Raw genomic sequence first — 24,178 nt, 5'->3', positions numbered from 1 at the left:
ACAAAAAGCTGCTTCTTAAATACGAAGCAGCTTTTTAAGTTCTTTTGCATATGTACGGCTAACCGGGACTTTGGATCCCTCTTTCATAATTAAGTTATAAGTCGAATTAAACCACGGCTGTATCTCAGAAATATGATTAATATTAGCAACGAAACTACGATGAACACGCATAAAAATTGTTTGTGGTAATTTCTTTTCCAAAATGACAAGCGTATCATGTGTTACATATGTTTCTTTCATTGTTTTTACAGTTACTTTCCCATCTACAAGCCCTACATAAATAATATCTTCAATGTTAACAAGTACAATTGATTCCTCAATTGGTAATGCTAATTTATGCATCTCGGCCGTTACATCTACACTCTTTACATCTTGCTTTGTTTCTAACTTTATTTGCTTTTGTTTTTTATATTTCTTTAATGTCTGTACGATACGTTCTTCATCAAATGGCTTTAAAATGTAATCTAACGCATCTACTTCAAATGCTTGCAACGCATATTGATCATATGCAGTAGCAAACACAATTGAAGGTGGGTTTTTCATTTTCTTTAATATATTTGCGATTTCAAATCCATTATCATCAGATAATTGAATATCTAGAAAAACAATATCTGGTTTGTTTTTCATTAATTCTTCTAATGCATCCTCTACACAATCCGCCTCACCAATTATCTCTACTTCTTTTGTTTTCTCTAATAAATATTTCAATTCATCCCGTGCTAACATTTCATCATCAACTACTAATACTTTTAACACTCCGTTTTTCCTCCTCTACTTTTTTCGGAATCACAAAGAGGATCTTTGTCCCTTGCTCTAATTCACTTTCAATTTGAAGCATTGTCTCTTTCCCAAATAACCCGATAAGTCGTTCATTAATATTATATAAGGCTGTTCCCGTCCCTTTCTTTGATGGAACTACCATTTTTCCTAATTGCTCTAGACGTTCACTCTCAATCCCTTGTCCATTATCCTTTACTTCAAAGTGAACCATCCCTTCTTTTTCAAACACATGTACCTCGACTTGGCACACTGGCTGCTTTTTCGGAAAAGCATGGCGCAATGCATTTTCAACTAATAGCTGAAGCACAAATGGTGGAACTAAAGTCACCTTTAGTGCCTCTTCAATGTACATCTTCACTTCATACTTATTCGGAAACCTCGCTTGCTCTAACGATAAATATGCATGTACATGATTCAACTCTTGTTCTAATGGAATAAGTAATTGTCGTGCCCCTTGCAAATTACAACGAAAATAAACGCTAAGCTGCAATAATAATTTTCTCGCTTTCTCTACATCTGTTCGGCATAAAGCTGATACTGTATTAATTGCATTAAATAAAAAATGCGGATTGATTTGTGCTTGCAACGCTTTTATTTCGGCATCTTGCAATAACTTACTTTGTAACTCAGCTTCACCTAACTCAAGCTGTGTGGAGAATATTTTCGCTAGCCCTTCCGCTAACTCTTCTTCAACACGACTTAATTGATTAGGGTTTTTAAAATAAAGTTTTAATGTTCCTATCGTATTTCCATGTGAAGTTAATGGAATAACAACTGCCGCTTGTAATGGACACCCTTCATGTTGACAATTAATAATCTCACGTGATTTTGCCTTCATTATTTTCCCTGTTTTTAATACTTCTTTTGATAAACCTGTTATTAAACTGTGTGAAGGAATATGATGATCTGATGCTAATCCAACGTGAGCTAAGATTTCCTCTGTATCTGTTAAGGATACCGCATCTGTTCCCGTAAAGCGGTGAATAATTTGTGCCACATGTTTACAAGACTCTTCTGTTAGCCCTTGGCGGAAATATGGTAACGTCTTATCAGCAATTCGTAATACTTTATGCGTTTGCAAAGCTTTTGCGTTTTCTTCTTGTCGTAAAATAGCTAGTATCATCGAAAGTAAAATGAAACTGCCAAAACTATTTACAAGAATCATCGGTAGCGCAATTGTTTTCACAACACTAAGTCCATCTTCTATAATTAATAGAATCATAAGCATTTCTAAAGTAACGATAAAAACACTTAAAATCGCAGAAAATTTAGGAGTAATAGTACGGTTATATTTTTTGAAAATGTATCCAATATAACCTGTTATAATCCCAGCTAAAATTGATGAAATTGCACAACTTACTGCCGTCGTCCCACCAAGCATATAACGATGAATACCCGCAATAGAACCTACTCCAATTCCGACGATAGGACCGCCAAGCAATCCACTAATTCCAACACCCATGATTCGTGTATTCGCAATTGTGCTGGATGATGAAACACCTTGTAACCAATTTTCATTCATAATAGTATTTCCTGCTATTTCAATCCCTGTGTAATTGCTTACAATTGTAAACACTGAAAAAATACAAATAAGCTTAAACTTATCTACATATCCGTCTTGCTTATGAAGAAGACGCCGGAACGTTTTAATATGAGAGAGTAAAAATCCTAAAATAACAATAAGCCCGACGCGTTCAATCATCATAAGTACTAAATTTAGCATCTGTGATTCATTCCTTTTTATATTAGTTAGTTTTATTATGGGAAAATAATGAAGCGTGCGTCAAGGAGAATGAAATGTTTTTTGAAATATTTTACACATAACTATCCCCTCTTTATTTGACAATCTAACAGAAGAGTGCTAAAAATAAAGTAATATAATACAGTCCTTTAACCCAACCCCGTGAGGTTGAGAAGGAAGTCGGAATATACTATACGTATGGTCTTTTTTAGGGATACGTATGCTTTTTTGGCCTTCTCATCATATCAGGTGAGAAGGCCTTTTGTTATTCTTCCATAGCGACTGTAGAAGAAAATAAGGAGGATTAATGATGAACGTCACTACTGATGTACAATCAACAACAGAGGAGACGAAAGAGAAAAGATATAAAACATTGTTTGGTTCTGCGCTAGGATATGCAGCAGAAGGTTTAGACATGTTGCTCTTATCTTTCGTACTCGTCTACATTTTAAAAGAATTTCATTTAAGCCCTGTTGAAGGTGGAAACTTAACATTAGCTACCACAATAGGAATGCTAATCGGGTCTTATTTATTTGGATTTATTGCTGATTTATTTGGGCGTATCCGTACGATGGCCTTCACAATCTTACTATTCTCACTAGCAACAGCACTTATTTATTTCGCAACAGATTATTGGCAATTATTAATTCTTCGCTTTTTAGTTGGAATGGGAGTTGGTGGTGAATTCGGGATTGGGATGGCCATCGTAACTGAAACATGGTCTAAAGAAATGCGCGCTAAGGCGACATCCGTTGTTGCACTTGGATGGCAATTTGGCGTACTAGTCGCTTCACTCCTTCCGGCATTTATCGTCCCACATTTTGGATGGAGAGCTGTTTTCTTATTTGGACTCATTCCCGCTCTACTAGCTGTTTACGTCCGCAAAAGTTTAAGTGAACCGAAAATATGGGAACAAAAACAACGATACAAAAAAGAATTGTTACAAAAAGAAGCTAAAGGTAATTTAACAACTACTGAGGCAGAACAACTAAAGCAAATGAAAAAGTTCCCACTTCGAAAGTTATTTGCCAATAAAAAAGTAACGATAACAACAATTGGTCTTATTATTATGTCATTCATCCAGAACTTCGGATATTATGGAATTTTCACATGGATGCCAACTATTTTAGCGAATAAATATAACTACACATTAGCAAAAGCGAGCGGTTGGATGTTCATCTCTACAATCGGCATGCTAATTGGAATTGCAACTTTTGGTATTCTAGCCGATAAAATTGGCCGCCGTAAAACTTTTACAATCTATTATGTCGGTGGTACTATATACTGTCTCATTTACTTCTTCTTATTCACAGACTCAACATCATTGTTATGGGGAAGTGCACTGCTTGGATTCTTTGCCAATGGCATGATGGGGGGATTCGGAGCTGTTTTAGCTGAAAACTATCCTGCTGAAGCTCGCTCGACAGCAGAGAACTTTATTTTCGGTACAGGACGTGGATTAGCTGGATTTGGACCTGTTATTATCGGCTTACTTGCTGCAGGTGGTAATTTAATGGGAGCATTATCTCTCATCTTCATTATCTATCCAATCGGTTTAGTTACAATGCTATTATGTGTCCCAGAGACGAAAGATAAAGTATTAGAATAGATTGAAACTGTACGAAATGTTTATCCAAATACTATCCCCTCAGGAAAAGTATTTGGATAAATAGCAAAGAGGAAGCATCTCAAATGAAATGTTTCCTCTTCTTATATACAATTATTTATTTTGATTTACTAGCTTTTTGGAACAAGAAGCTAGTTTTATCTTCTTCTTTTACAATACCTTGTTTTAACGCTAATTCCCCTGCGACTTTAGGCGCTAGCCATAGCATTGGGAATAACAGAATAGATACCGGAACAGCCGTCACTACAATGAAGGATTGTAAGGCGTTAATACTTCCCTCACCCATATATAAAAGAATTGCCGCAACTGCGCCCATAATAAGCGACCAAAAAACTCGCAAACTAATTCTAGGATCTCCATCTCCAGTCACTGCCATTGAAATCGAATAAGCCATTGAATCTCCTGTTGTCACTACAAATAAAATTGTTAATAAAAGAAATGCAGGTCCAATAATATTAGATAATGGCAACTGCTGCGTAATTGCAATCATAGCCGCTGGCATACCTGATTCACTTAATGCGGTCGAGATAGAACCAGGATTCATTAACTCATAAAACACACCTGATCCCCCTAGTATAGTAAACCAAAACGTTGTAATAATAGGTGCAATAATTCCAATTGCAACGATGATTTCTCGGATTGTTCTTCCTCTTGAAATTCGGCTCACTAAAATTGCCATCATCGGTCCATATCCAATAAACCATCCCCAGAAAAAGATTGTCCACGATCCTAACCAAGCTGTATCACCACGATATGTGCTCATTGGAATAAATTCATTTATATAAAATCCAAACGAAGAAACAAATGAATCGATAATAAATCCACCTGGTCCAAATAGTAATACAAATACCATTAATAGAACTGCTAACCTAACATTTAAATTACTTATAATTTGAATCCCTTTATCAATTCCTGTTACCGCAGATATAGTAGAAACAGCTACTACACAAACAATAATGGCTAATTGAGTAGTAAACACATCAGGAATGTTAAACAATGCTTGTAACCCATAACTTGCTTGCAAGCCTAAAAATCCGATTGGACCAATCGTCCCTGCAGCTACTGCAATAATGGCAAATACATCAATCATCGTTCCAAGCCAACTCTTTCGCAATTTCTCTCCAAAAATAGGATATAAAAGCGTTCGAGGCTTTAACGGCATACCTTTATGATAATGTCCGTACATCATAACTACCGCACTAATTGTACCTAAAATCGTCCAAGCCAGGAAACCCCAGTGCATATAACTTTGTGCTAAAGCAGGCATGACTGCTTCTTGCGTTCCAGCAGTTATACCTTCATGTATTGGTGGCACCGTCATCAAATGGTACATCGGCTCTGCGGCTGCCCAAAAAACGCCACCTCCAGCAAGTAATGTAGACATAATAATAGCGAGCCATTTTGTCGTACTAATCTCAGGTTTTTCTAGCCCCCCAAGTTTAACTCTCCCATATTTTGAAAACGCCATACACATTGCAACAACAAATGTACCAATTAATAAAACCTGCCAAAAGGCACCAAAATATTTAATTGAAGCTGCAAAACTGCTATTAATGGCTCCCTCTACGTAACTTTTATTTAAAATAACTGCAATTACAAATAATAAAAGTGAGCCACCACTAATAAGAAATACAGGCCAATCCGTTTTTCGACTCTTCATCCTCATTTACACTTCCTCCTTCCTCAGCAATCTAAAAAAACAACTTTATTATGTTTTCTTGTTTACACCCAAAACACAATGATTATATAAGAATAATAATTCATCAATTTCCTACACGCTTATGTTGTCCCTAAAAATATGCTAAATCCCTTATTTAAAAGAAAATTTCTATTCCTATTACATAAAAAAGCAAAACAAAAGACCTTATATTTCTATAAGGTCTTCGAAACAGAAATTTGATTATAACATAAGGAACTCCTTGGTTCAAAAAGTCCTTTCCAAAAATAACCGATAGTAAAGGCTTCCATTTGCTACGTAACAGTAATTAAAAAAAATTATATTTTGCAGAAAAAAAAACTATACTAGCTATTATTTATGAAAGAAATTCGGCTTCAAAATTTCATTTGGATACGGTTTATGATAAATATGAGTGGTAGCTGGCGACAACGGTGGAATGAGCCACACCCAATTACCTGTTACAACCCGTCCACATGCCGCTTCCTGCTTCTCAAATTGTTGAAATTGTTGTGCAGCTGTATGGTGATCCACAATACTAACTCCTTGTTTTTTAAAAGAATGTAAAACAGCCACGTTTAATTCAATTAGCGCCTTGTCTTTCCATAACGTACCGTTTCTCGATGTATCGAGCTTCATCATCTCCGCAACAGCCGGAAGTAAATTATAGCGATCATGATCCGCTAAGTTACGAGCCCCAATCTCCGTTCCCATATACCATCCATTGAACGGGGCTGCCGTATAAGAAATACCGCCAATTTCTAAGCGCATATCTGAAATCATTGGAACCCCATACCATTTTGCTCCAAGTGACGAAATCGGGTATTCTGGGTGTTCAATTGGCACTTCTTTTACTTCTTCTCTCGGAATTTCTTTATATATAGGTGCCTTCCCGTTTATAGAAAACACAAGTGGCAATACATCGAAATTCGTACCTTCTCCTTGCCAGCCAAGTTCCTGACAAAAATCCGTAAACTCAGTGGAATGAGAGTCACCAATCACTCCCATTTCTGTTTTATATCCTGCATACCGAATCAATTGGTGATTATAAATTCGTATATTATTTTCTTCACCTTGATATTGCTTAAAAATTGTAATTGTCGGTTTAACTTTCCCATCGTTCGTTGCATATTTAATATGATGAATTAATGCATTGTATACACCTTCCTCATCATTTACTTCACGTGCATCTAATATGTGCATCTTACTCCAAAATAGTCTTCCGATACATCGATTACTATTGCGCCATGCCATTCGTGATCCATGAACAAGTTCTTCAAATGTATGCTCATACGTCCCCGTCTTCTCTATTTCAATTTGAATTTCTTTTATTCTCTCTTCTATGAATTGTTCTTTATTAAGCTCTTTATAGCAAACCGTAATAAAATGACTCGCTTCCTCTATTAATTGTTTCGTTTTACTCATAAACGATCTCCTTCTATTTCAACAAAACGTTACTACTTTACAGTATAAGCAAAAAGAATAAGAGTCACAAATGAAAGTCGAAGTGTTACTTTTATTGTAATATTTTTCAGAAAATTAAAGAGATTACTATTGACTTGTATAAAAAATAGGTGTATTTTTGACTCAGGTAAATTATTTTTACCTAGACCAACTTTTTTAATAAGAAAGGAGGGAATGTTATGTCTTCATTTCAATTGCCAAAGCTTCCATATGACTATGATGAACTAGAGCCATATATCGATAGCAACACGCTTTCTATTCATCATGGAAAGCACCATGCGACATACGTAAATAACTTGAATGCCGCTTTAGAAAACTATACGGAATTACATAATAAATCTTTAGAAGAGTTACTATGTAATTTGAAAACTTTACCAAAAGAAATTGTTACAGCTGTCAGAAATAACGGTGGTGGACATTATTGTCATAGTCTTTTTTGGGAATTAATGAGCCCGCGAGGTGGCGGTGAGCCTAATGGAGACGTTGCAAAAGTAATTGATTATTATTTCAATACCTTTGACAACTTAAAAGATCAACTTTCCAAAGCAGCTATTAGTCGTTTTGGAAGTGGCTATGGATGGCTTGTTCTGGACGGTGAGGAACTTTCCGTTATGAGTACACCCAATCAAGATACACCTTTGCAAGAAGGTAAAATTCCATTACTCGTCATCGATGTATGGGAACACGCCTATTATTTAAAGTATCAAAATCGGCGTCCAGAATTTGTTACCAACTGGTGGCATACGGTGAACTGGGACCGGGTAAATGAAAAGTATTTACAAGCAATTCAATCACAAACACATTAGTCGTGCGTATAAGGTAAATTTGGTAATGTAAAATTAGTATTGTCGAAATCCTCCAGAATCCCCCGGATTGCCACCGGGGGATTTATGATTATTTCATTGTATTTATGTAATAAAGTAAAACTTTTTCCGTCTCTAATTTCAACTCTCGGAACGGGAATCCTAATTCACGAGCCTTTCCATTATGTAACGTACAATTAATCACTCCATTATAAGGAGCTATATTATCTCCTACTTCTTGAATGAGCGCTTTTATCCCGGTATTCTCTTCTATGAAACGAATAACTTCTCTGGTAGAAACCACCCCGTTACTACAAGCATTAATTGGCCCTTCTATGTCCTTCATCCCGCACCAAGCTAAAAATTCTCCTGCTTCTTTTTCATGTATAAATGACAACTCTCCATCTACATAATCCACAACGATAGACTCTTGTTTCACAACATGTTCAACGTAAAATTGTAATCTTTTCGTATAATCGTTTTCTCCAATAACGACGGGAAATCTTACCGCAACGACTGGGAATGTTGCATGTTGAAATAAAACTGCTTCAGCTAATCGCTTACCTTCACTATAATTGAAATCATTCCTACCTCCATACGTAATTGTATACTCGTACGGATTGAAGTTTTCTTCTAACAGGCCTAGCGCAGGCTCATAGACAGCCATTGAAGATGTCATAATGTATTTCTTCGTTTTTCCTTTTAGCACTTCACATATTATCTTCGCTGCATTCGAGCTATAGCATAAATTATCGTATACGATATCATAACTTTTACCTTCAAAACGCTCTTCTAGTAGCCTCTCATCTGCTCTATCTACAATCAGTCTTTTTACTGCACTTCCAAAGGGATCTTCAGTAACTCCCCTCGTCGCAATCGTTACATCATGTCCAGCTTGCAACAGTACTTCTACTAAATGTTTACCAAAAAATCTTGTTCCCCCTAGCACCAATACTTTTTTCACCTTCATCATCCCCGTTTTTACAAATTGTAAAATACTCCCTCTATTATTATAAACGCTAAAATAAAAAAACATGGAATCAGTTTAACGATTCCATGTTTTTTCTACACACGATACATTAACGTACTCGATATTTAAAAATACAATAGCAGCAATATAAAATAGAAATTACTGATACATAAACCCATAGTTCATATATGAATCCCTCGCCCCATACTCCCATAAAATAAAAGAGTGAAGGCAACGTCAATGTTACCCACGATTGTACAAAAGCAATTCTGCCAAGATATTGATTGATATTCTTTTTTTGTGCATTTAATACAAAGAATAAATACCAAAGTAATGCCCACATAAACCATGTTAACGCATTAACAACATCGTGGAATTGAACAAATGAAACAACCATATAGAATAAAGCAATAATTGCTACCCAAATACAGAACCAGCCTAGTCCACTACTATCCATTCCTTTAATAAAAGTAACGCCTACATATAAATAAGTTAAACCAAATAAAAAAGTAGCTGCATATGAATATACCGTCCAATTACTTTGATCAGAAATCATAATTAAATAAAACGGTATAATAATTTGTAACGCTCCTACAAATAAATTAAAAACACCTGCACTTTTCATCTCTACTTTGCCTAATATGACAAGACTATTTAAAAATAAAGCTGCACCTGAAAGTAATAATCCTACGTAACCCATATATATTCGTGTGAAAATCTTTCCCTTTCACACTTTTAACCTCCCCACAATATAAAGTGATACTTTATCCTGCATTAACGAGCAGTAAAACCCCCACCTCAAAATTCAGCTAGAGCAAAGAAGTTAAGTGGGAGATCAACTGCCCGTAAAGCCCGATTGGTGAAAGCTAATAATCAGTGGGGATGAACAACCCCCACCCACTGATTAAAGTTTCACTTTATTATTTTTCTTCCTATTTAAAACTACATACATAATTTTTAATCTGAATAAGTTAGACTTCCTACCTTAAAAAACAACAAATTTAAAACGCTTTCAATAATAAATAACCCTATCAAAACATGAAATAGGATTCCTTGATTATAAACGTACTCTAACAATGATACAAGTGTTGGAATACTTTTCAATACTACGTTTTGAATTTCTATAAAAAATTAGTAGAATGATACATTTTCCCTATCTCATTCTATTAATTTTTTGCATAGAATATCGTACACTCATATTAATTTAGAAAGGTTTGATATTTATGCCTCTTCATTATCCAAATCATTTTGTTTTTCACTCCACAGGTGTATTAACAAGAGAGCCCGCAACTGTTTCAGCAGTAGTAAACATTGTAAATTTAGATGCATATTACACACACCATGTAACTATAGAGGTTTGGGATTGGTCTAACTATTCTAATCCTATAAAATTACCTGTACTACTTGGTGAAAATACGGAAGTAGCATTCCCATATATTTTACAAGGCAACCACTTAGCAGTTTTTTATGCTGATTTAGATGACTCTATTGATTTGTATGAAATTCGTATTTCTTATCCTGGCCACTCCAATATTGTTGCAAATTGTTTTGGGCGAAGTATCCCGCCATATACAAGCCAAGAAGGTAATACAGTATACCATAAACAACTCGTTCGAATTCATTAAATCTCCCCTATTATGTGAAAGGGGCTGGTCAGTAATACATTTATCTTTATAAGATAATCGTATTACTGACCTAAAGCGTGATAGTCAATCTTGATAGTTTCTCATTTTGGACACTTGCTATTTATCATAAATATCATTCGGATTTATCGTAGGAACAAATCCATTTGTAGAACTATATTTTTTAGATACATTATCTGGGGTCACGGTAAACGTTACAATTTTATTGCTTTGTTGTTTAAAATAACGCATCCAATTTTGACTCCATTCATCTTTCGCAATAACTTGTTTATTGAAGTCTTCCCACAATACACCATTTATAAAATTCAAGGATGTATTTTTGATTGTGTCAAATCCCCAATTCTGTATAAGAAGCAGGTTGGAATCAACACTTTTAATTTCTTTTAATAAATTTACATATGCTTCTCGAAATTTCCCTTGTGTAGACGGCTGATCATAAAAATAGTCATCAATATCACCAGCTGTATCTAAAAACACCCCATCTATTCCTTTTCCAATAACTTGCTGTTTCACCTTATTCACAACAATCCCACGGTAGTGTTCATCAGCTAAATTCATAATATATGTATCCCACTGCTCAATCTTCATTTTCTTACCATCTCTATAATAATAGTCTGATTCAACTACTTGCGATTTATGCCACGATTCTAATTCTAAAACACTAACATAGCCAAGAACTACCGTTCCTGATTTTTTTAATTGCTGAACCTGTTCTTTCGTAAATGCATATGGCTCTATAATAACCATGTCATACTTTGAAAGTCTCTCAATTACTTGCTCATTTGCTTCACCATAATAAATTTTATAACTTCGTACATTTTTTAAAACTGGTTCCACAACATTTGCTTGTGCGGATGTACTTGAGGAAAAAATAAAAGAAAATATAGCTAAAAAGCATACGGAACGTTTCCACTCCATAATAATATTACCCCCTATACAACTGTAATTTTCTATTGTTTTAAATATTAATACAAATATAGTAATACCATAACATTCTACATTTTTTCAAACTCGATTTTTTATAAAAATCCCAATAAATTCAATACATTAACAGAAATTAGAATTTATTTCACTTGAATTTACTATATCTCTGTTGATAAAATGATTTGGGCTTTATATATTATATATCTTAAAATAATTCTTTTAAATTATGTATTTTATTTCAGTGTACTATTCCTCAAAATTAAATTTGCAAACGAAAGAAGGGGTTTTTTTATGCACTATAGACAATCTAATATATTCCAAAAGATGATTGAACCTACGATTCTCTTTATTGCACTATTTTTTCTATCAATACTAACTGATTTTCTTACACCAACGTATGAATACTTCCTACTCTTATTTATTACATTAATTATTTCTAGCCGGTATGGCATATCTATTGCCCTTTTCGCCTTTCTGGAAGCAATGATTTATATTTTTATAAGCGGTATATATAAAGAAAATGATGTATTACTGTACTTTTATTCATCAGATTACTGGATAAGTTGGATTTTCTTACTTGTTATTAGTTTATGCTGTGGACTGATGAGCACTGCACAAAAAGAACGTTATGAAGATGTACATATGATAAATAATGAGTTGAAAGCTGAAAATAAAGAATTAAAATATGTCGTGAAACAATTGGATGAAACACGTATTACACTACGTTCTCGTGTACTTGAGTCAAATAACCACTTATCTAAAATGTATCATATGTTTAAAGCTTTAAATCATACACATCCTGAAATTGTACTCGATGAAGGAATGAATGTATTAAAAATGTATTTTGGAGCAAAAAAAATTGGTATCTATCACGTTGATAACAATAAACAATCGCTTCGTATTAAATTAAGAGCTGAAACTGGTAAAAATACATTATCTCAATCTATTTTCGTTAAAAACGCTTCCTTAGTCATCAAAAATGCGCTAGCGCATAATCGACCTTTTTTCCGTACAGATGAGGATTTTCAAGACGCTCCACTTTTAGTTGGTCCCGTCCTATTCCAAGATGATGTACAATACGTCATTATATTAGACGAAATCGAATTTTCAAAAGTAACTTCTGAGCAATTCGAACTTTTCACATGGTATTTACGCTGGATGGGTGATCGTTTACAAAACGCTTCTAACCTTTGGCTATCCAGTCAAGAGGATCGCACATTCCCTAAAACAAGCATTTATTATGAAGATGAATTTGAACATTTACTAAAAATAGAAAAGAAACGTTACGAAACATTATCTTATCCATATTCCTATTTTGAGTTCAATGCTCCACAAGATTATTTAGGAATGATAAATTCTATTTTAAAAGACCATTTGCGAGATATCGATATATTCGGTTATAGTACGACCGAGCAGAAAATCATGATTTTATTACCTGGCACTGAAGAACAGTTTTGTATACAAGTTCAAACTCGTATACAAAACGCTCTTTCTTCTAAAGGAGTGATAGTCTAATGATTTTACTCCTTCTTTATTTTATTTATGTTATTTTGGTTTTTCTTTTATTTCGATTTACGAAAAGTTTGATTACTAAAGATAAAAAAGGAATTATTGAATTTTGCTTGATTCTATCTCTTCTTTTCCCGCTTATCGGACTTATTGTATCAGCAATCATGTTATTACTTAATATAAGACGTTCCAAAACCGAGTGGTTACAGCAATACTCTGATTATGTTGCCTTTCACGTTGATAATTACGAAGATATTTTGGAATCAGCAAAACAAGATATGGACTTAATTTCATTTTCTTCTGGATTAGAACTAGATAAGCCTGAATTACATAAACAACTCATTGTACAGTTAAGCTCCTCCTCTATTGCTAATGAAGGAGGCTTATTGAAAGAAGCCATTCACCATAAAGATCCTGAAACTGTGCATTACGCAGCAACTACTATTAATTTACTAAATGAACGGTACGAAAAACAAATCGAATACTTAAATAAGCAATTTCTACAAAATACACAAAATGAAATTGCAAAAGAATTGGTTTCTAACTATTTAAGATATATAAACAGTGGTCTTCTTTCTAATCAACAAAAAGAAAAAATAATCGCTGAATTTATGAATTTTATTACACAAGGTGTAGAACTATTCCCTAACGAACCTCTTTACCCTTTCCATCTTGGAAATCTGTTTCTACACACAAAACAATATGCAAAGTCTGAAGAACAATTTTTAAATCTTATTCATTTCTATCCTGAATCATATTACGGTTACGTTGGTTTACTTGAAATATATTATGAGCAACAGTTATGGGACGAGCTCTATAACTTAATCAATAATCTAACAGATGCAAAAAGAGTTCATATACTACCGCGTAAATATCAATTATTTGTAAGGCAGTTTGGAGGCGCACACATTGAAAAAGGGGATTAATATATATATCGGGATTATTAGTATCATTTTATTTCTCTTAATTTTATCCATCCTTATATATCGAACAGAAAATTTTTATCAAAAGTTTTCTGTTCCTAAAACTAAAGAAACAGATACTGTTAAAACACTCAAAGCAAAAGATGTAGCTCAAAATGGACAAAAAATGCAATTATACGTTTTAAAAACGGATAATACATTAGGGCAACAAGTCGAATTTAATACGAAGAAGGCAATGGATTACGCACACCTACACTATAAAGATATTACAGCTAATGAAATTAAGGGACTTACTCCCTCTCCCTATACAGGGATTATTATTACAGGTGAAATAATGGAGCAACTTCCACAAGCTGATATTCAAAATTTTGTACAAATGGGCGGGAGAATTATTATCGCAAACCGACTTGATTCAGATCCTTCCTGGAACACATTATTTGGTATTACCCAAAAAGAAGGTTTCAAAGATGCGAAAGGATTAACCTTTGAAGAAGTTTTATTCCCTGGTTATCCAGATCTCTCAAGTTCTTCTCCATTGTTTACTCATAGCTCAATGAATATTACGCTAGATGAGAATACAACTAACACTTGGATTACAGCGGAAGATACTCCCATCCTTTGGACCAATGACTACGGTGAAGGAAAAGTCTTATATTGGAATACAACAGCATTGAACGATAAATTAGGTAGAGGTATGTTCGTTCAATCACTGGGTACTATTTTCCCGACTTTCGCTTCAGCACAACTTGGAGCGGAGATTATGTATATCGATGACTTCCCATCTCCGATTCCAAGTGGAGAACTAAAAAACTTAACGAAAGAAAAAATTTCTGTTGAAGAATTTTATAAAAAACATTGGTGGAAAAATATGAAGGCTATCTCTGAAGATCTTGATATTAAATATACGGGTGTTGCCATTGGGACGTACCAAAATAAAGTAACGCCACCCTTTGAAGATTTCACAGGTAAAAATAGAAATACCTATTTATTATTTGGGAGAGAATTACTAAGTCACGGCGGGGAAATAGGCATTCATGGCTATAACCATCAACCTTTATTATTACCACCAGATCCAGTAGATAAAGCACTTGAATATGTTCCATGGAATTCAAAAGAGGATATGGAGAGCTCCTTAGATGCTCTGCAAAAACTCGTGTATAACTTCTTTCCAAACGAAAAATTAAAAACCTATGTACCACCATCCAATATTATAAATACAGCTGGATTAAGTGCATTAAACGACGCGGTTCCAACTATGGAAACAGTTGCTTCTCTATATGTGGGAAGTAAAAGTAACGGTAGTTTAATTCAAGAATTTGGACCAGATGAACATAATAAAAACATTTATCACTTCCCGCGCATTACGAGCGGCTATGCTATCACAGATGAAGAGCAATTTATCTTAACTGATGTTACCGCAAATTTAGGGGTTATCTCACATTTCGTCCATCCAGATGATATCCTTGATGAAAAACGCTCAGGTAATTTAACATGGGAAGAATTATTTAAAGCTTATAAAAAGACAATTAAAGAAATACGAGAAAGATATCCTTATATAAAAAGTATGACCCAAAGTGAAGCAACTGCTTCTATGAAAATTTATCAAACTGGTGACCTAGATGTTTCTTATGAAGATGATGCTGTTCACATTGCATATAAAGGGTTACCAAACCATACTTCAACAATTATACATGTAGAAGAAGGTAAGAAAATACAACCTGGCTCATTCTCTTACGGTACAGTTAAAAAGCTTGATTCCCAAATTTATAGCGTTACGTTAACGAAAGCCAGCGCTACGATTCCAATTAAAGGAGCATAACAGATGAGAATAGGTTTGGTCGTTGAAGGCAGCTATCCCTTTGTAAGTGGAGGGGTAGCAAGCTGGGTTCAAATGATTATCCAGCAGTTTAAAGAACATGAATTTACGATTTTCGCGATAGTCCCTCAAGTAAAAACAGAAGATGAATATCAATATGAAATTCCAAGCAATGTAAAAGACATCATTCTGATTCCTTTACAATCAGAAAATGAAGCAAAACATATAAAAACTAATTTAACTAAACAAGAAGTACAGACACTTCAAAAATGGTTTACATTTCAAGCTAACGATACAACGGCATTACAAATATTAGGAAATAAACAAAAGCTAGGAACACTCCATTCCTTCTTCGAAAGCCGTGAGTTTTATGCAATTGTTAAAGAAAGCTATTTATATGAAGAAAGTAGTGGATCCTTCTTAAATTACTTTTGGATGTGGAGATCTATGTTCACACCAATCATTCAAATTTTACAAATTGATTTTCCTGAATTAGATCTTATTCATTCTGTATCGACAGGGTATGGTGGATTGCTTGGTGCTGCAATTAGTGCCAAGTCCGATATACCATTTATTCTAACTGAACACGGTATTTATTCTCGGGAGCGTGAAGAAGAAATACTACAATCTACTTGGATACCAATTGAATATAAAAAAAGATGGGTTTCTTTCTTTCATCACTTGTCTCATCAAGCATATGAACAAGCCGCTGATGTAATTACGTTGTTCGGCCGAAATAGTGCATATCAAAAAGAATTAGGTGCTCCGGCCCATAAACTAAAAATCGTTCCAAATGGCGTTACTTTATCTGACTATAAAGGGTTACGTAAACCAAAATATAATTCGGATAAACTCATCATTTCCGCTATTATACGAGTTGTGCCAATTAAAGATGTAAAAACAATGATTTATGCAGCTAAATTATTATTAGAAAAAAATATTCCATTTATATTTTACTTACTAGGTCCTGATACAGAAGAAGCAGAATATGCTCAGGAATGTCGTGATTTAATTCAACAATTAGGATTAGAAGAGCATGTAATAATGACCGGCAAAGTAAATATTAAAGATTACTTAAAACAAACAGATATTCTCGTATTAACAAGTATATCTGAAGGACAACCATTAGCTATGTTAGAAGGAATGGCAGCAGGATTACCATGGGTTGTTACAGATGTCGGCTCTTGTAAGGAATTAATTTACGGACAAGATGAAGATCCTTACGGACAATGTGGATTTGTTGTACCACCTGTATCTCCTGAACAAGTTGCCATTCATTTAGAGTGGTATTATCGTCACCCTGAATCCATTCAACAATTTGGGGATAACGGGCGCAATCGTATTGAAGCGCACTATCAATTATCAGGTGTCGTTGATAGTTATCGTAAGCTTTACTTAGAAAGAGGTAAAAAAACATGGCAGGGATAGGATTTCGTTTACAAAAATTATTCCAAGAAGACTACTATTCTTCCAGAATAAAAGCGTACGGATTTTCATTATTTGTTACAGCTGGTCCTTGGTTAGTCGTTATTTTAGCAGTAACAGCTATTCGATACATTTTAAGTTTGTTCCATTCTATTTCAATTGAGGAACAGCGCCTTTTTACAATTTCAATTTCATACTGCTTCATTTTTTCTCAAATCATATATGGTGCCTTGCAGCTCATCGTAACTAGATATGTGGCCGACCTTTTATACGAGCAAAAAGCTGATAAAGTATTTTCTTCCTTTTTAGGAATGACGAAAATCACACTTTTTTTAGCTATTATCTTATGGCTTTTGTTTGCAATTTTTACACCATTAGCCTTGTATTATAAAATCGTGATGCTATTTTTATTTTTAGCTTTAAACATCATTTGGATTCAATCCATTTATTTAACAGCAGCTAAAGATTATCAGTCCATCGCTCTTGCATTTTTAATTGGTTCCATTTTCTCCTTATCTGGAATTGCACTTATCGCTTACTGGCATCCAACACTTGGAATAGAACACGGATTGGCCCTATTACTTTTAATTTCTTTTACAATCGGGACTTTCATTACATTAGTGTGGTTAAGTATAGTTATTGTACGAATGTTTCCAAATAGTGATGCTACTGAACAATTTACCTTTCTTTCTTATTTAGATAAATATCCAGAACTATTTTGGTCAAGCTTACTTTACAATATTGGCATTTGGGTATGTAACTTTGTTATTTGGTTCGGAGAAGGGCGAGGAAATATTGAAAACACGTTTATTTATCATCAAATTTATGATACATCTGTTTTCTGGGCTTATTTAAGCATTATCCCAACCTATATTTTCTTCGTAGTATCCATTGAAACAAGGTTTTATGAACGGTATAAGAAGTTCTTCGGTTCAGTTAACAATGGGGCGACATTAAATACAATTTTACAATTAAAAGAATCAATGAACTTTGTCCTAAAGCAAGAAATGGAACGAATACTTCGTAATCAAGGTATTTTTTCTTTACTTATTATTTTTATAATATGGATGTTTAGTTCACAATCTGGGAACGTAACACTTGAATACTCTATTTTGCAGCTGACTATAATTGGTGCTTATGCAAACGGGATGGTCCTTGTTATCACGTTACTACTCTTATATTTTGAAGATCGTAAAGGGGCATTTCGAACATCAGCCCTGTTCTTTTCTGCAAATTTGTTATTAAGTCTTCTTCTACTTCCATTTGGGTTCAATGGTTACGGTATTAGTTTTGCACTTGGATCTTCTATTACATTCTTATATGCTATTTCTAGACTCTTTACTTACATTAAAGATATTGATTACTATACGTTTTGTCAGTCAAATACTCCTATAAAACGGCGAACTTTCTTTACTAAATTTGCTAATAAACTTAATGGAAATAAATAAATAAAAATGACCTTTTGCTCCCGCAAAAGGTCATTTTTTTATCTGTTTATTAAACTTCTAGATAGCCATTTTTGTTATTTGATTGCCATCTCCAAGAGTCTGCACACATCTCTTCTAATCCGCGTTTTGCTTCCCATCCTAATTCACGCTTCGCTTTCGATGCATCTGCAAAACATACTGCCACATCGCCAGGTCGACGCTCCGTAATTTTATAAGGAACTTCTTTTCCCGAAACCTTTTCAAATGCTTCAACCATTTCCAACACACTATAACCAGTACCTGTACCGAGATTGTATGCATCTATCCCAGTAGTGCCAAGTACCTTTTCAAGCGCCTTTACATGGCCATTTGCTAAGTCTACAACATGAATATAATCACGGACACCCGTGCCATCTTTTGTTGGATAGTCATTTCCAAATACACTTAATTCCTCTAACTTCCCTACTGCTACTTGCGTTACATATGGCATTAAGTTATTTGGAATTCCGTTTGGATCTTCTCCAATACGTCCACTTTCATGTGCACCAAATGGGTTGAAATAACGAAGTAATGCAATACTCCATCCTGCATCCGCAAATGCTACATCACGCATAATTTGTTCAATCATTAATTTCGTTTGACCATATGGATTCGTTGCACTTAATGGAAACTCCTCCGTAATTGGTGATGTTTCTGGAATACCATACACTGTTGCAGACGAACTGAAGATCATCTTCTTCACATCATGCTTCTGCATCACTTCACATAGCACTAATGTGCTTGTAATGTTGTTATGATAATACGTTAACGGAATTTCTACTGATTCCCCTACAGCCTTAAAGCCTGCAAAGTGAATAACAGCTTCAATTGTATTTTCTTCAAAAATCGCATCAAGTGCTTCTCGATTTAAAATATCTTCTTTATAAAATTTAAACTGTTTTCCTGTTATCTCTGTCACTCGATTTATAGACTCTGCTGAGCTATTCGAAAGATTATCTACTACTATAATTTCGTAACCGTTTTTTAGTAATTCTACGCATGTATGACTACCAATATATCCTGCTCCACCTGTTACAAGTATTGCCATAATTATAGTCCTCCATATTTCATTCATTATAAACTTCTCAAAGTATATCACATATTTCTTATCATATGTTTATTATGCGAACACAGAAACTTACATTTTATCCCATGATTTTTAGTACAATACACGATTCAAATCAGGTAATAAAAAAACGCCACATAACAGACATCGCGTGGCGTTTTTTGATCAAATTACGTAACAATATACACTTAGAAAATGTGCAAGACTACCTAACAATACAAAAACATGAAAAATTTCATGGTGTCCCATATATTTAAACTCCAACCATTTTGGCTTCGCACCGTAAATAAACCCACCAATTGTATAAAAAATGCCTCCAAGTACTAAGAAAATAATACCTCCTGTACTTAGATTCTCAGCTAGCGGTGCAAAGAATAGAACAATTAACCAACCCATCAGAAGATAAATTGCTGTCGATAACCATCTTGGACAATTAAACCAAAACATTTTAAAAGCAATACCACAAATTGCCGTTGCATAAACTAAACAAAATAATAGTAAACCATTTGCCGAATTTAATGTAATTAAGCAAAAGGGTGCATATGTACCTGCAATTAATATGAAAATCATAGAATGATCTAGCTTCCTAAAGAAATAAATAACACGTTCACTGGCTACGACACTATGATACACAGCTGATGCCATATAAAGGACCATCATCCCGATACCGAATAAAATAACAGCTGTAATTGCAGCAACAGATGGCATCTTAACAGAAACTTTCACAAGCATAGCTAATAATGCAATAAATGATAATACAGCTCCTCCTAAGTGAGTAAATGCATTAACCGGTTCTCTTACATAAACATTCATATAAACACCCCTCATATAATTACATGTAGTTTTCATAACTACATGTAATTATATACGTATTATCCGTACGGGTCAACATTTACAATTCATTTGTTTCGTAATACCATATTTAAAGATATACTAAACATTAAGTTCCACTAAGTTATAAAAGTGAGGGGTTCTACGTGGAAAATATAAATAAATTACTTGAATCATTACATTTAGAAAAAAGTATTAAACTTGAGGATATCCCAAATGTCGACTTATATGTAGACCAAGTTGTCCAACTATTTGAGAATACTTATGCGGATACAACGAGAACTGATGATGAAAAAGTATTAACAAAAACAATGATTAACAATTACGCAAAAGGGAAATTATTCATCCCTATCAAAAATAAAAAGTATTCAAAAGAACATATGATTTTAATCAGCTTAATTTATCAATTAAAAGGAGCTCTTTCCATTAATGATATAAAAAGCTCCTTAGAAAATATAAATGCACCGTTAATAAACGATGATACATTCGAATTAAATACTCTATATAAAGATTACCTTTCTCTTACTGACACCAATGTGGAAAGCTTTAAGCAAGACGTGAATAACCGTGTTAAGGAAGTAAATGAGGTTTCTTCCTTAGAAGATCCAAAGCTAGAAAAGTTTTTATTACTAACATCCTTCGTGACTATGAGTAATATGTATAGACGTTTAGCAGAGAAACTAGTTGATGACCTCAAAGAAACTTAAACAAAAAAAACTATCCACCTGTTAGAGGTGGATAGTTTTTTTGTTTACTTAATTGCTTCATGAACCTTTAATTGTTTCCCTTTAATCGTTGTGTTTTTCATATTTTTTAAAACAAGTGGTCCTTTTCCATTTAATATTTCAACGTAAGAAACATTGTCTTGTATTGTAATAATTCCTATATCTTCTGCTGTAACACCTTTAATTTTAGCAATTGTACCGACGAAATCTACCGCCCTAATTTTCTTTTTCTTCCCGCCATTAAAGTACAATTTCATAATTCCTTTGTTTAGGTCTGCATTTTTATCTTTCTTTATAATTGGTTTAGCATGTATCTTTTCCTCAAATACTGCTTTCCCTTTCATAACTTCTTCTTTTGAAGGTGCAAGTGCCTTTGGAATTTCAAAGCCAATGTACTCCTCAATCTCTTCTAAAAATCTATTTTCATACGGCGTCATGAATGTAATAGCTTTCCCGTTATTACCAGCTCGTCCCGTTCTTCCCGTACGATGTACATAACTTTCTTTTTCTAATGGAATATCATAGTTAATAACATGTGTAATATTATCAATATCAATTCCTCTAGCAGCTACGTCTGTCGCTACTAAATAACGGAACTTTCCTTTTCTAAAATCGTCCATAACTTCAAAACGATCTTCTTGTACCATACCACCATGTATTTTGTCACAAGGATAGTTAACCCGCTTTAACTGCTGAAATACGTGATCTACATTTTCTTGCGTACGGCAAAAAATAATACAACTATCTGGATTCTCAATCGTTGTTACATCTTTAAGAAGTGAAAGCTTCTCCTCTTCTCTCATCTCAAAAAGTGTATGTTCAATTTTATCTGTTGTAATCCCGGTAGCCTTAATTTCAATATGCGTTGGCGAATCCATATACGTACGAGATAACTTTTCAACATCTTTTGGAAGTGTTGCTGAAAATAGCATTGTCATTCGTTTTTTAGGTAATTCGTCAATAATTGCCTCTACTTGATCGATAAAACCCATATTCAGCATTTCATCCGCTTCATCAATAACTAAATACTTCAAACAATCTAAAGAAAGGGTACCTTTTTCAATATGATCTAACACACGGCCAGGAGTCCCAACTACAATATGTGTTTTTTGCTTTAACTCTAATTTTTGACGTGCAAATGGAGATTTACCATAAACTGCAGCGGCCTTAATTCTTTTGAAACGACCTATATTCGTAATATCTTCTTTTACTTGCACCGCAAGCTCTCTCGTCGGTGTTAAAACTAAAGCTTGTGGCTTATTCTCTTCCCACTCCACCATTTCACAAAGTGGTATGCCAAATGAAGCGGTTTTTCCACTTCCAGTCTGTGATTTCACGACAAGGTCTTTCTTTTGCAAGGCAACTGGAATAACCTCTCCTTGCACTTCCGTTGGATGTTCATATCCTAAACCAGTAAGTGCTCTTACAATTTCTTTACTTAATGCATAATCGGTAAAACTTCTTTTGCTCATGTAATAACCTCATTTTATTCTGTATTTAATAATTATATTTTTTATTCCCCTACATTTAATTATACTAAGAGGATATATCAAACTAATATTTTTAATTCGCTAAAATATCAACTTAACCTAAGTATAACTCTTTTTATATTGTTTTTTAAAACAACATAATAAAGGACAGTCTTAATAATAAGCCTGTCCACCTACATAACGGAAAATATTTTCTTTTCAGATTTTTTCTTTACGGAACTAGCCTTTTTACAACCGGTATTCTTTGCAATACTAAAGTTATTAACATACTAAGGACAAGTGTAATAATTACATTTATAGGTATTGCCAATATTGCATGTACATGTGCATTCACCTTTGGAATGACCATGTATAGATAATTATTTAATAAGAAAAAGTGAAGAATATAAATCCCAAGACTTGCTTGGTTTATGCCACGTAATAAAAATGGTAATTGTCTTTCTGAATTTTGGAAAGCATATTTGAAAAAGACAAATAACCCAATTGCCATAAGTACAACACCCGGAGCAAAATATTCATACCAATATTGATCCAGCTGTCCATTAGCTTTGACTGTATAATGATATGTAATAAAGAACGTACCAATAAATCCTGCAAGTCCTCCAATATAAGAAATATTTCTCCATTTTTTCACAATATCATAATTCGATAAGTAATAACCAAGTAGGAAATACCCTACATAATTTGTAACGTAAAATAGTTCGATATTAAAGTTGATAGGATAATAATAATTTACTAGCTTGACGATAACAGATGCATATAGCCATAAAATTAAAAAATATTCTATCTCTCTCTTCTTAGCATTTTTCACAAATACTTTCAGTAAAGGTGCGATTAAATATATTCCTACAATCATATATAAGAACCATAGATGTAACCCAATACTATTTGTTAAAAAGTACTTTATCCCTTGCTTTAAAGAAGCCGGAAAATATCCTACGCAAGCCCCATAGATATAAAATATAGCACTCCAACCTATCAAAGGTATAATCACTTTACTTGCACGTTTCTTTAAAAATTCCCCAATAGAAGTATCTTTTGTTCCCTTTAATAATAGCGCTCCACTAATCATTACAAAAATTGGTACACTAGCACGCGAAAGTGAGTCGTAAAAATTACCAGCCAGCCAACGCGATACGTTATTTGAATCTAATGTAGAAACATAACCAGCAGCAACGTGAATTGTAACAACCGCAATTGTCGCTACTACACGTAGCCAATCCATATATACTAAACGTCCCATAAAATCTCCCCTAAATCAATATATTTATCTACTATTTTCCATATATAATTCTACATT

General features: G+C 34.0%; 20 protein-coding genes. 9 read left to right on the top strand and 11 right to left on the bottom strand.

Annotated features, from left to right (window positions below; genetic code table 11):
* Positions 1-15: 15 nt before the first annotated feature.
* Positions 16-756, bottom strand: a complete 741-nt coding sequence (locus AC1DS7_RS02580) for a LytR/AlgR family response regulator transcription factor (protein ID WP_002130151.1) — start codon at positions 754-756, stop codon at positions 16-18.
* Positions 734-2,503, bottom strand: a complete 1,770-nt coding sequence (lytS, locus tag AC1DS7_RS02575) for a two-component system sensor histidine kinase LytS (RefSeq protein ID WP_002089899.1) — start codon at positions 2,501-2,503, stop codon at positions 734-736. The genes AC1DS7_RS02580 and lytS overlap by 23 nt, the downstream gene beginning before the upstream one ends.
* Before the next feature lie 328 nt (positions 2,504-2,831).
* Between lytS and AC1DS7_RS02570 the strand changes: the two genes are divergently transcribed.
* Positions 2,832-4,130, top strand: a complete 1,299-nt coding sequence (locus AC1DS7_RS02570; protein WP_002089901.1) for an MFS transporter — start codon at positions 2,832-2,834, stop codon at positions 4,128-4,130.
* 115 nt (positions 4,131-4,245) lie between these two features.
* Here AC1DS7_RS02570 and AC1DS7_RS02565 read toward each other — a convergent pair whose 3' ends face one another.
* Both AC1DS7_RS02565 and AC1DS7_RS02560 read right to left on the bottom strand, forming a co-directional pair.
* Positions 4,246-5,814, bottom strand: coding sequence for a BCCT family transporter (locus AC1DS7_RS02565; RefSeq protein WP_002143945.1), 1,569 nt, complete (start codon positions 5,812-5,814; stop codon positions 4,246-4,248).
* Between the two features lie 363 nt (positions 5,815-6,177).
* Positions 6,178-7,248, bottom strand: coding sequence for a nitric oxide synthase oxygenase (locus AC1DS7_RS02560; RefSeq protein WP_215588653.1), 1,071 nt, complete (start codon positions 7,246-7,248; stop codon positions 6,178-6,180).
* 218 nt (positions 7,249-7,466) lie between these two features.
* Between AC1DS7_RS02560 and sodA the strand changes: the two genes are divergently transcribed.
* A complete protein-coding gene (gene sodA / locus AC1DS7_RS02555; protein WP_061673849.1) occupies positions 7,467-8,093 on the top strand; it encodes a superoxide dismutase [Mn] in 627 nt (208 codons plus the stop codon).
* 88 nt (positions 8,094-8,181) lie between these two features.
* On the opposite strand, the gene AC1DS7_RS02550 is transcribed toward sodA, so the two are convergent.
* Together AC1DS7_RS02550 and AC1DS7_RS02545 are read right to left on the bottom strand one after the other, a co-directional pair.
* The gene (locus AC1DS7_RS02550; protein ID WP_215588654.1) at positions 8,182-9,126 is read right to left on the bottom strand and encodes an NAD-dependent epimerase/dehydratase family protein; all 945 of its coding nucleotides are present in this window, start codon (positions 9,124-9,126) and stop codon (positions 8,182-8,184) included.
* Between the two features lie 43 nt (positions 9,127-9,169).
* A complete protein-coding gene (locus tag AC1DS7_RS02545; RefSeq protein ID WP_061673851.1) occupies positions 9,170-9,760 on the bottom strand; it encodes an AmiS/UreI family transporter in 591 nt (196 codons plus the stop codon).
* A 523-nt stretch (positions 9,761-10,283) separates the two neighbouring features.
* Between AC1DS7_RS02545 and AC1DS7_RS02540 the strand changes: the two genes are divergently transcribed.
* Positions 10,284-10,685, top strand: a complete 402-nt coding sequence (locus tag AC1DS7_RS02540) for a hypothetical protein (protein WP_061673852.1) — start codon at positions 10,284-10,286, stop codon at positions 10,683-10,685.
* Between the two features lie 117 nt (positions 10,686-10,802).
* Here the strand turns inward: AC1DS7_RS02540 and AC1DS7_RS02535 are convergent, their stop codons facing one another.
* On the bottom strand, positions 10,803-11,621 hold the full coding sequence (locus AC1DS7_RS02535) for a glycoside hydrolase family 191 protein (RefSeq protein ID WP_016121151.1): 819 nt from the start codon (positions 11,619-11,621) through the stop codon (positions 10,803-10,805).
* A gap of 297 nt (positions 11,622-11,918) precedes the next feature.
* Between AC1DS7_RS02535 and AC1DS7_RS02530 the strand changes: the two genes are divergently transcribed.
* Genes AC1DS7_RS02530 through pelG form a run of 5 tightly spaced genes read left to right on the top strand, consistent with a single transcriptional unit; the run spans position 11,919 to position 18,748 of the window.
* A complete protein-coding gene (locus AC1DS7_RS02530) occupies positions 11,919-13,142 on the top strand; it encodes a GAF domain-containing protein (RefSeq protein WP_215598658.1) in 1,224 nt (407 codons plus the stop codon).
* Complete coding sequence (locus AC1DS7_RS02525) at positions 13,142-14,062, top strand: tetratricopeptide repeat protein (RefSeq protein ID WP_476998768.1); 921 nt, start codon at positions 13,142-13,144, stop codon at positions 14,060-14,062. The genes AC1DS7_RS02530 and AC1DS7_RS02525 overlap by 1 nt, the downstream gene beginning before the upstream one ends.
* Positions 14,046-15,878, top strand: coding sequence for a DUF2194 domain-containing protein (locus tag AC1DS7_RS02520; RefSeq protein WP_061673854.1), 1,833 nt, complete (start codon positions 14,046-14,048; stop codon positions 15,876-15,878). Before AC1DS7_RS02525 ends, AC1DS7_RS02520 begins: the two co-directional genes overlap by 17 nt.
* Positions 15,879-15,881: 3 nt before the next feature.
* Positions 15,882-17,303: a GT4 family glycosyltransferase PelF gene (pelF, locus tag AC1DS7_RS02515; protein ID WP_137058885.1), complete on the top strand. Its 1,422-nt coding sequence runs from the start codon at positions 15,882-15,884 to the stop codon at positions 17,301-17,303.
* Positions 17,291-18,748 (top strand): exopolysaccharide Pel transporter PelG, encoded by a 1,458-nt coding sequence (gene pelG / locus AC1DS7_RS02510; protein ID WP_002167287.1) that lies wholly within the window; start codon positions 17,291-17,293, stop codon positions 18,746-18,748. Before pelF ends, pelG begins: the two co-directional genes overlap by 13 nt.
* A gap of 49 nt (positions 18,749-18,797) precedes the next feature.
* Here pelG and galE read toward each other — a convergent pair whose 3' ends face one another.
* Entirely contained in the window at positions 18,798-19,814 is a 1,017-nt protein-coding gene (galE, locus tag AC1DS7_RS02505; protein ID WP_476998767.1) for a UDP-glucose 4-epimerase GalE, read from the bottom strand.
* Positions 19,815-19,997: 183 nt separating this feature from the next.
* The gene (trhA, locus tag AC1DS7_RS02500) at positions 19,998-20,645 is read right to left on the bottom strand and encodes a PAQR family membrane homeostasis protein TrhA (RefSeq protein WP_002016441.1); all 648 of its coding nucleotides are present in this window, start codon (positions 20,643-20,645) and stop codon (positions 19,998-20,000) included.
* A gap of 164 nt (positions 20,646-20,809) precedes the next feature.
* Between trhA and AC1DS7_RS02495 the strand changes: the two genes are divergently transcribed.
* Positions 20,810-21,370, top strand: coding sequence for a DUF1836 domain-containing protein (locus AC1DS7_RS02495; RefSeq protein ID WP_002035007.1), 561 nt, complete (start codon positions 20,810-20,812; stop codon positions 21,368-21,370).
* A 44-nt stretch (positions 21,371-21,414) separates the two neighbouring features.
* On the opposite strand, the gene AC1DS7_RS02490 is transcribed toward AC1DS7_RS02495, so the two are convergent.
* Both AC1DS7_RS02490 and AC1DS7_RS02485 read right to left on the bottom strand, forming a co-directional pair.
* Positions 21,415-22,860, bottom strand: a complete 1,446-nt coding sequence (locus AC1DS7_RS02490; RefSeq protein ID WP_002035006.1) for a DEAD/DEAH box helicase — start codon at positions 22,858-22,860, stop codon at positions 21,415-21,417.
* Positions 22,861-23,089: 229 nt separating this feature from the next.
* Positions 23,090-24,121 carry an acyltransferase gene (locus AC1DS7_RS02485; RefSeq protein WP_002035005.1) on the bottom strand — a complete coding sequence of 344 codons (1,032 nt, stop codon included), beginning with the start codon at positions 24,119-24,121 and terminating at the stop codon, positions 23,090-23,092.
* Positions 24,122-24,178 lie beyond the last annotated feature (57 nt).

Source organism: Bacillus sp. P4_E1, assembly GCF_056401715.1.
This window is presented reverse-complemented; position numbering and strand designations above follow the sequence as displayed.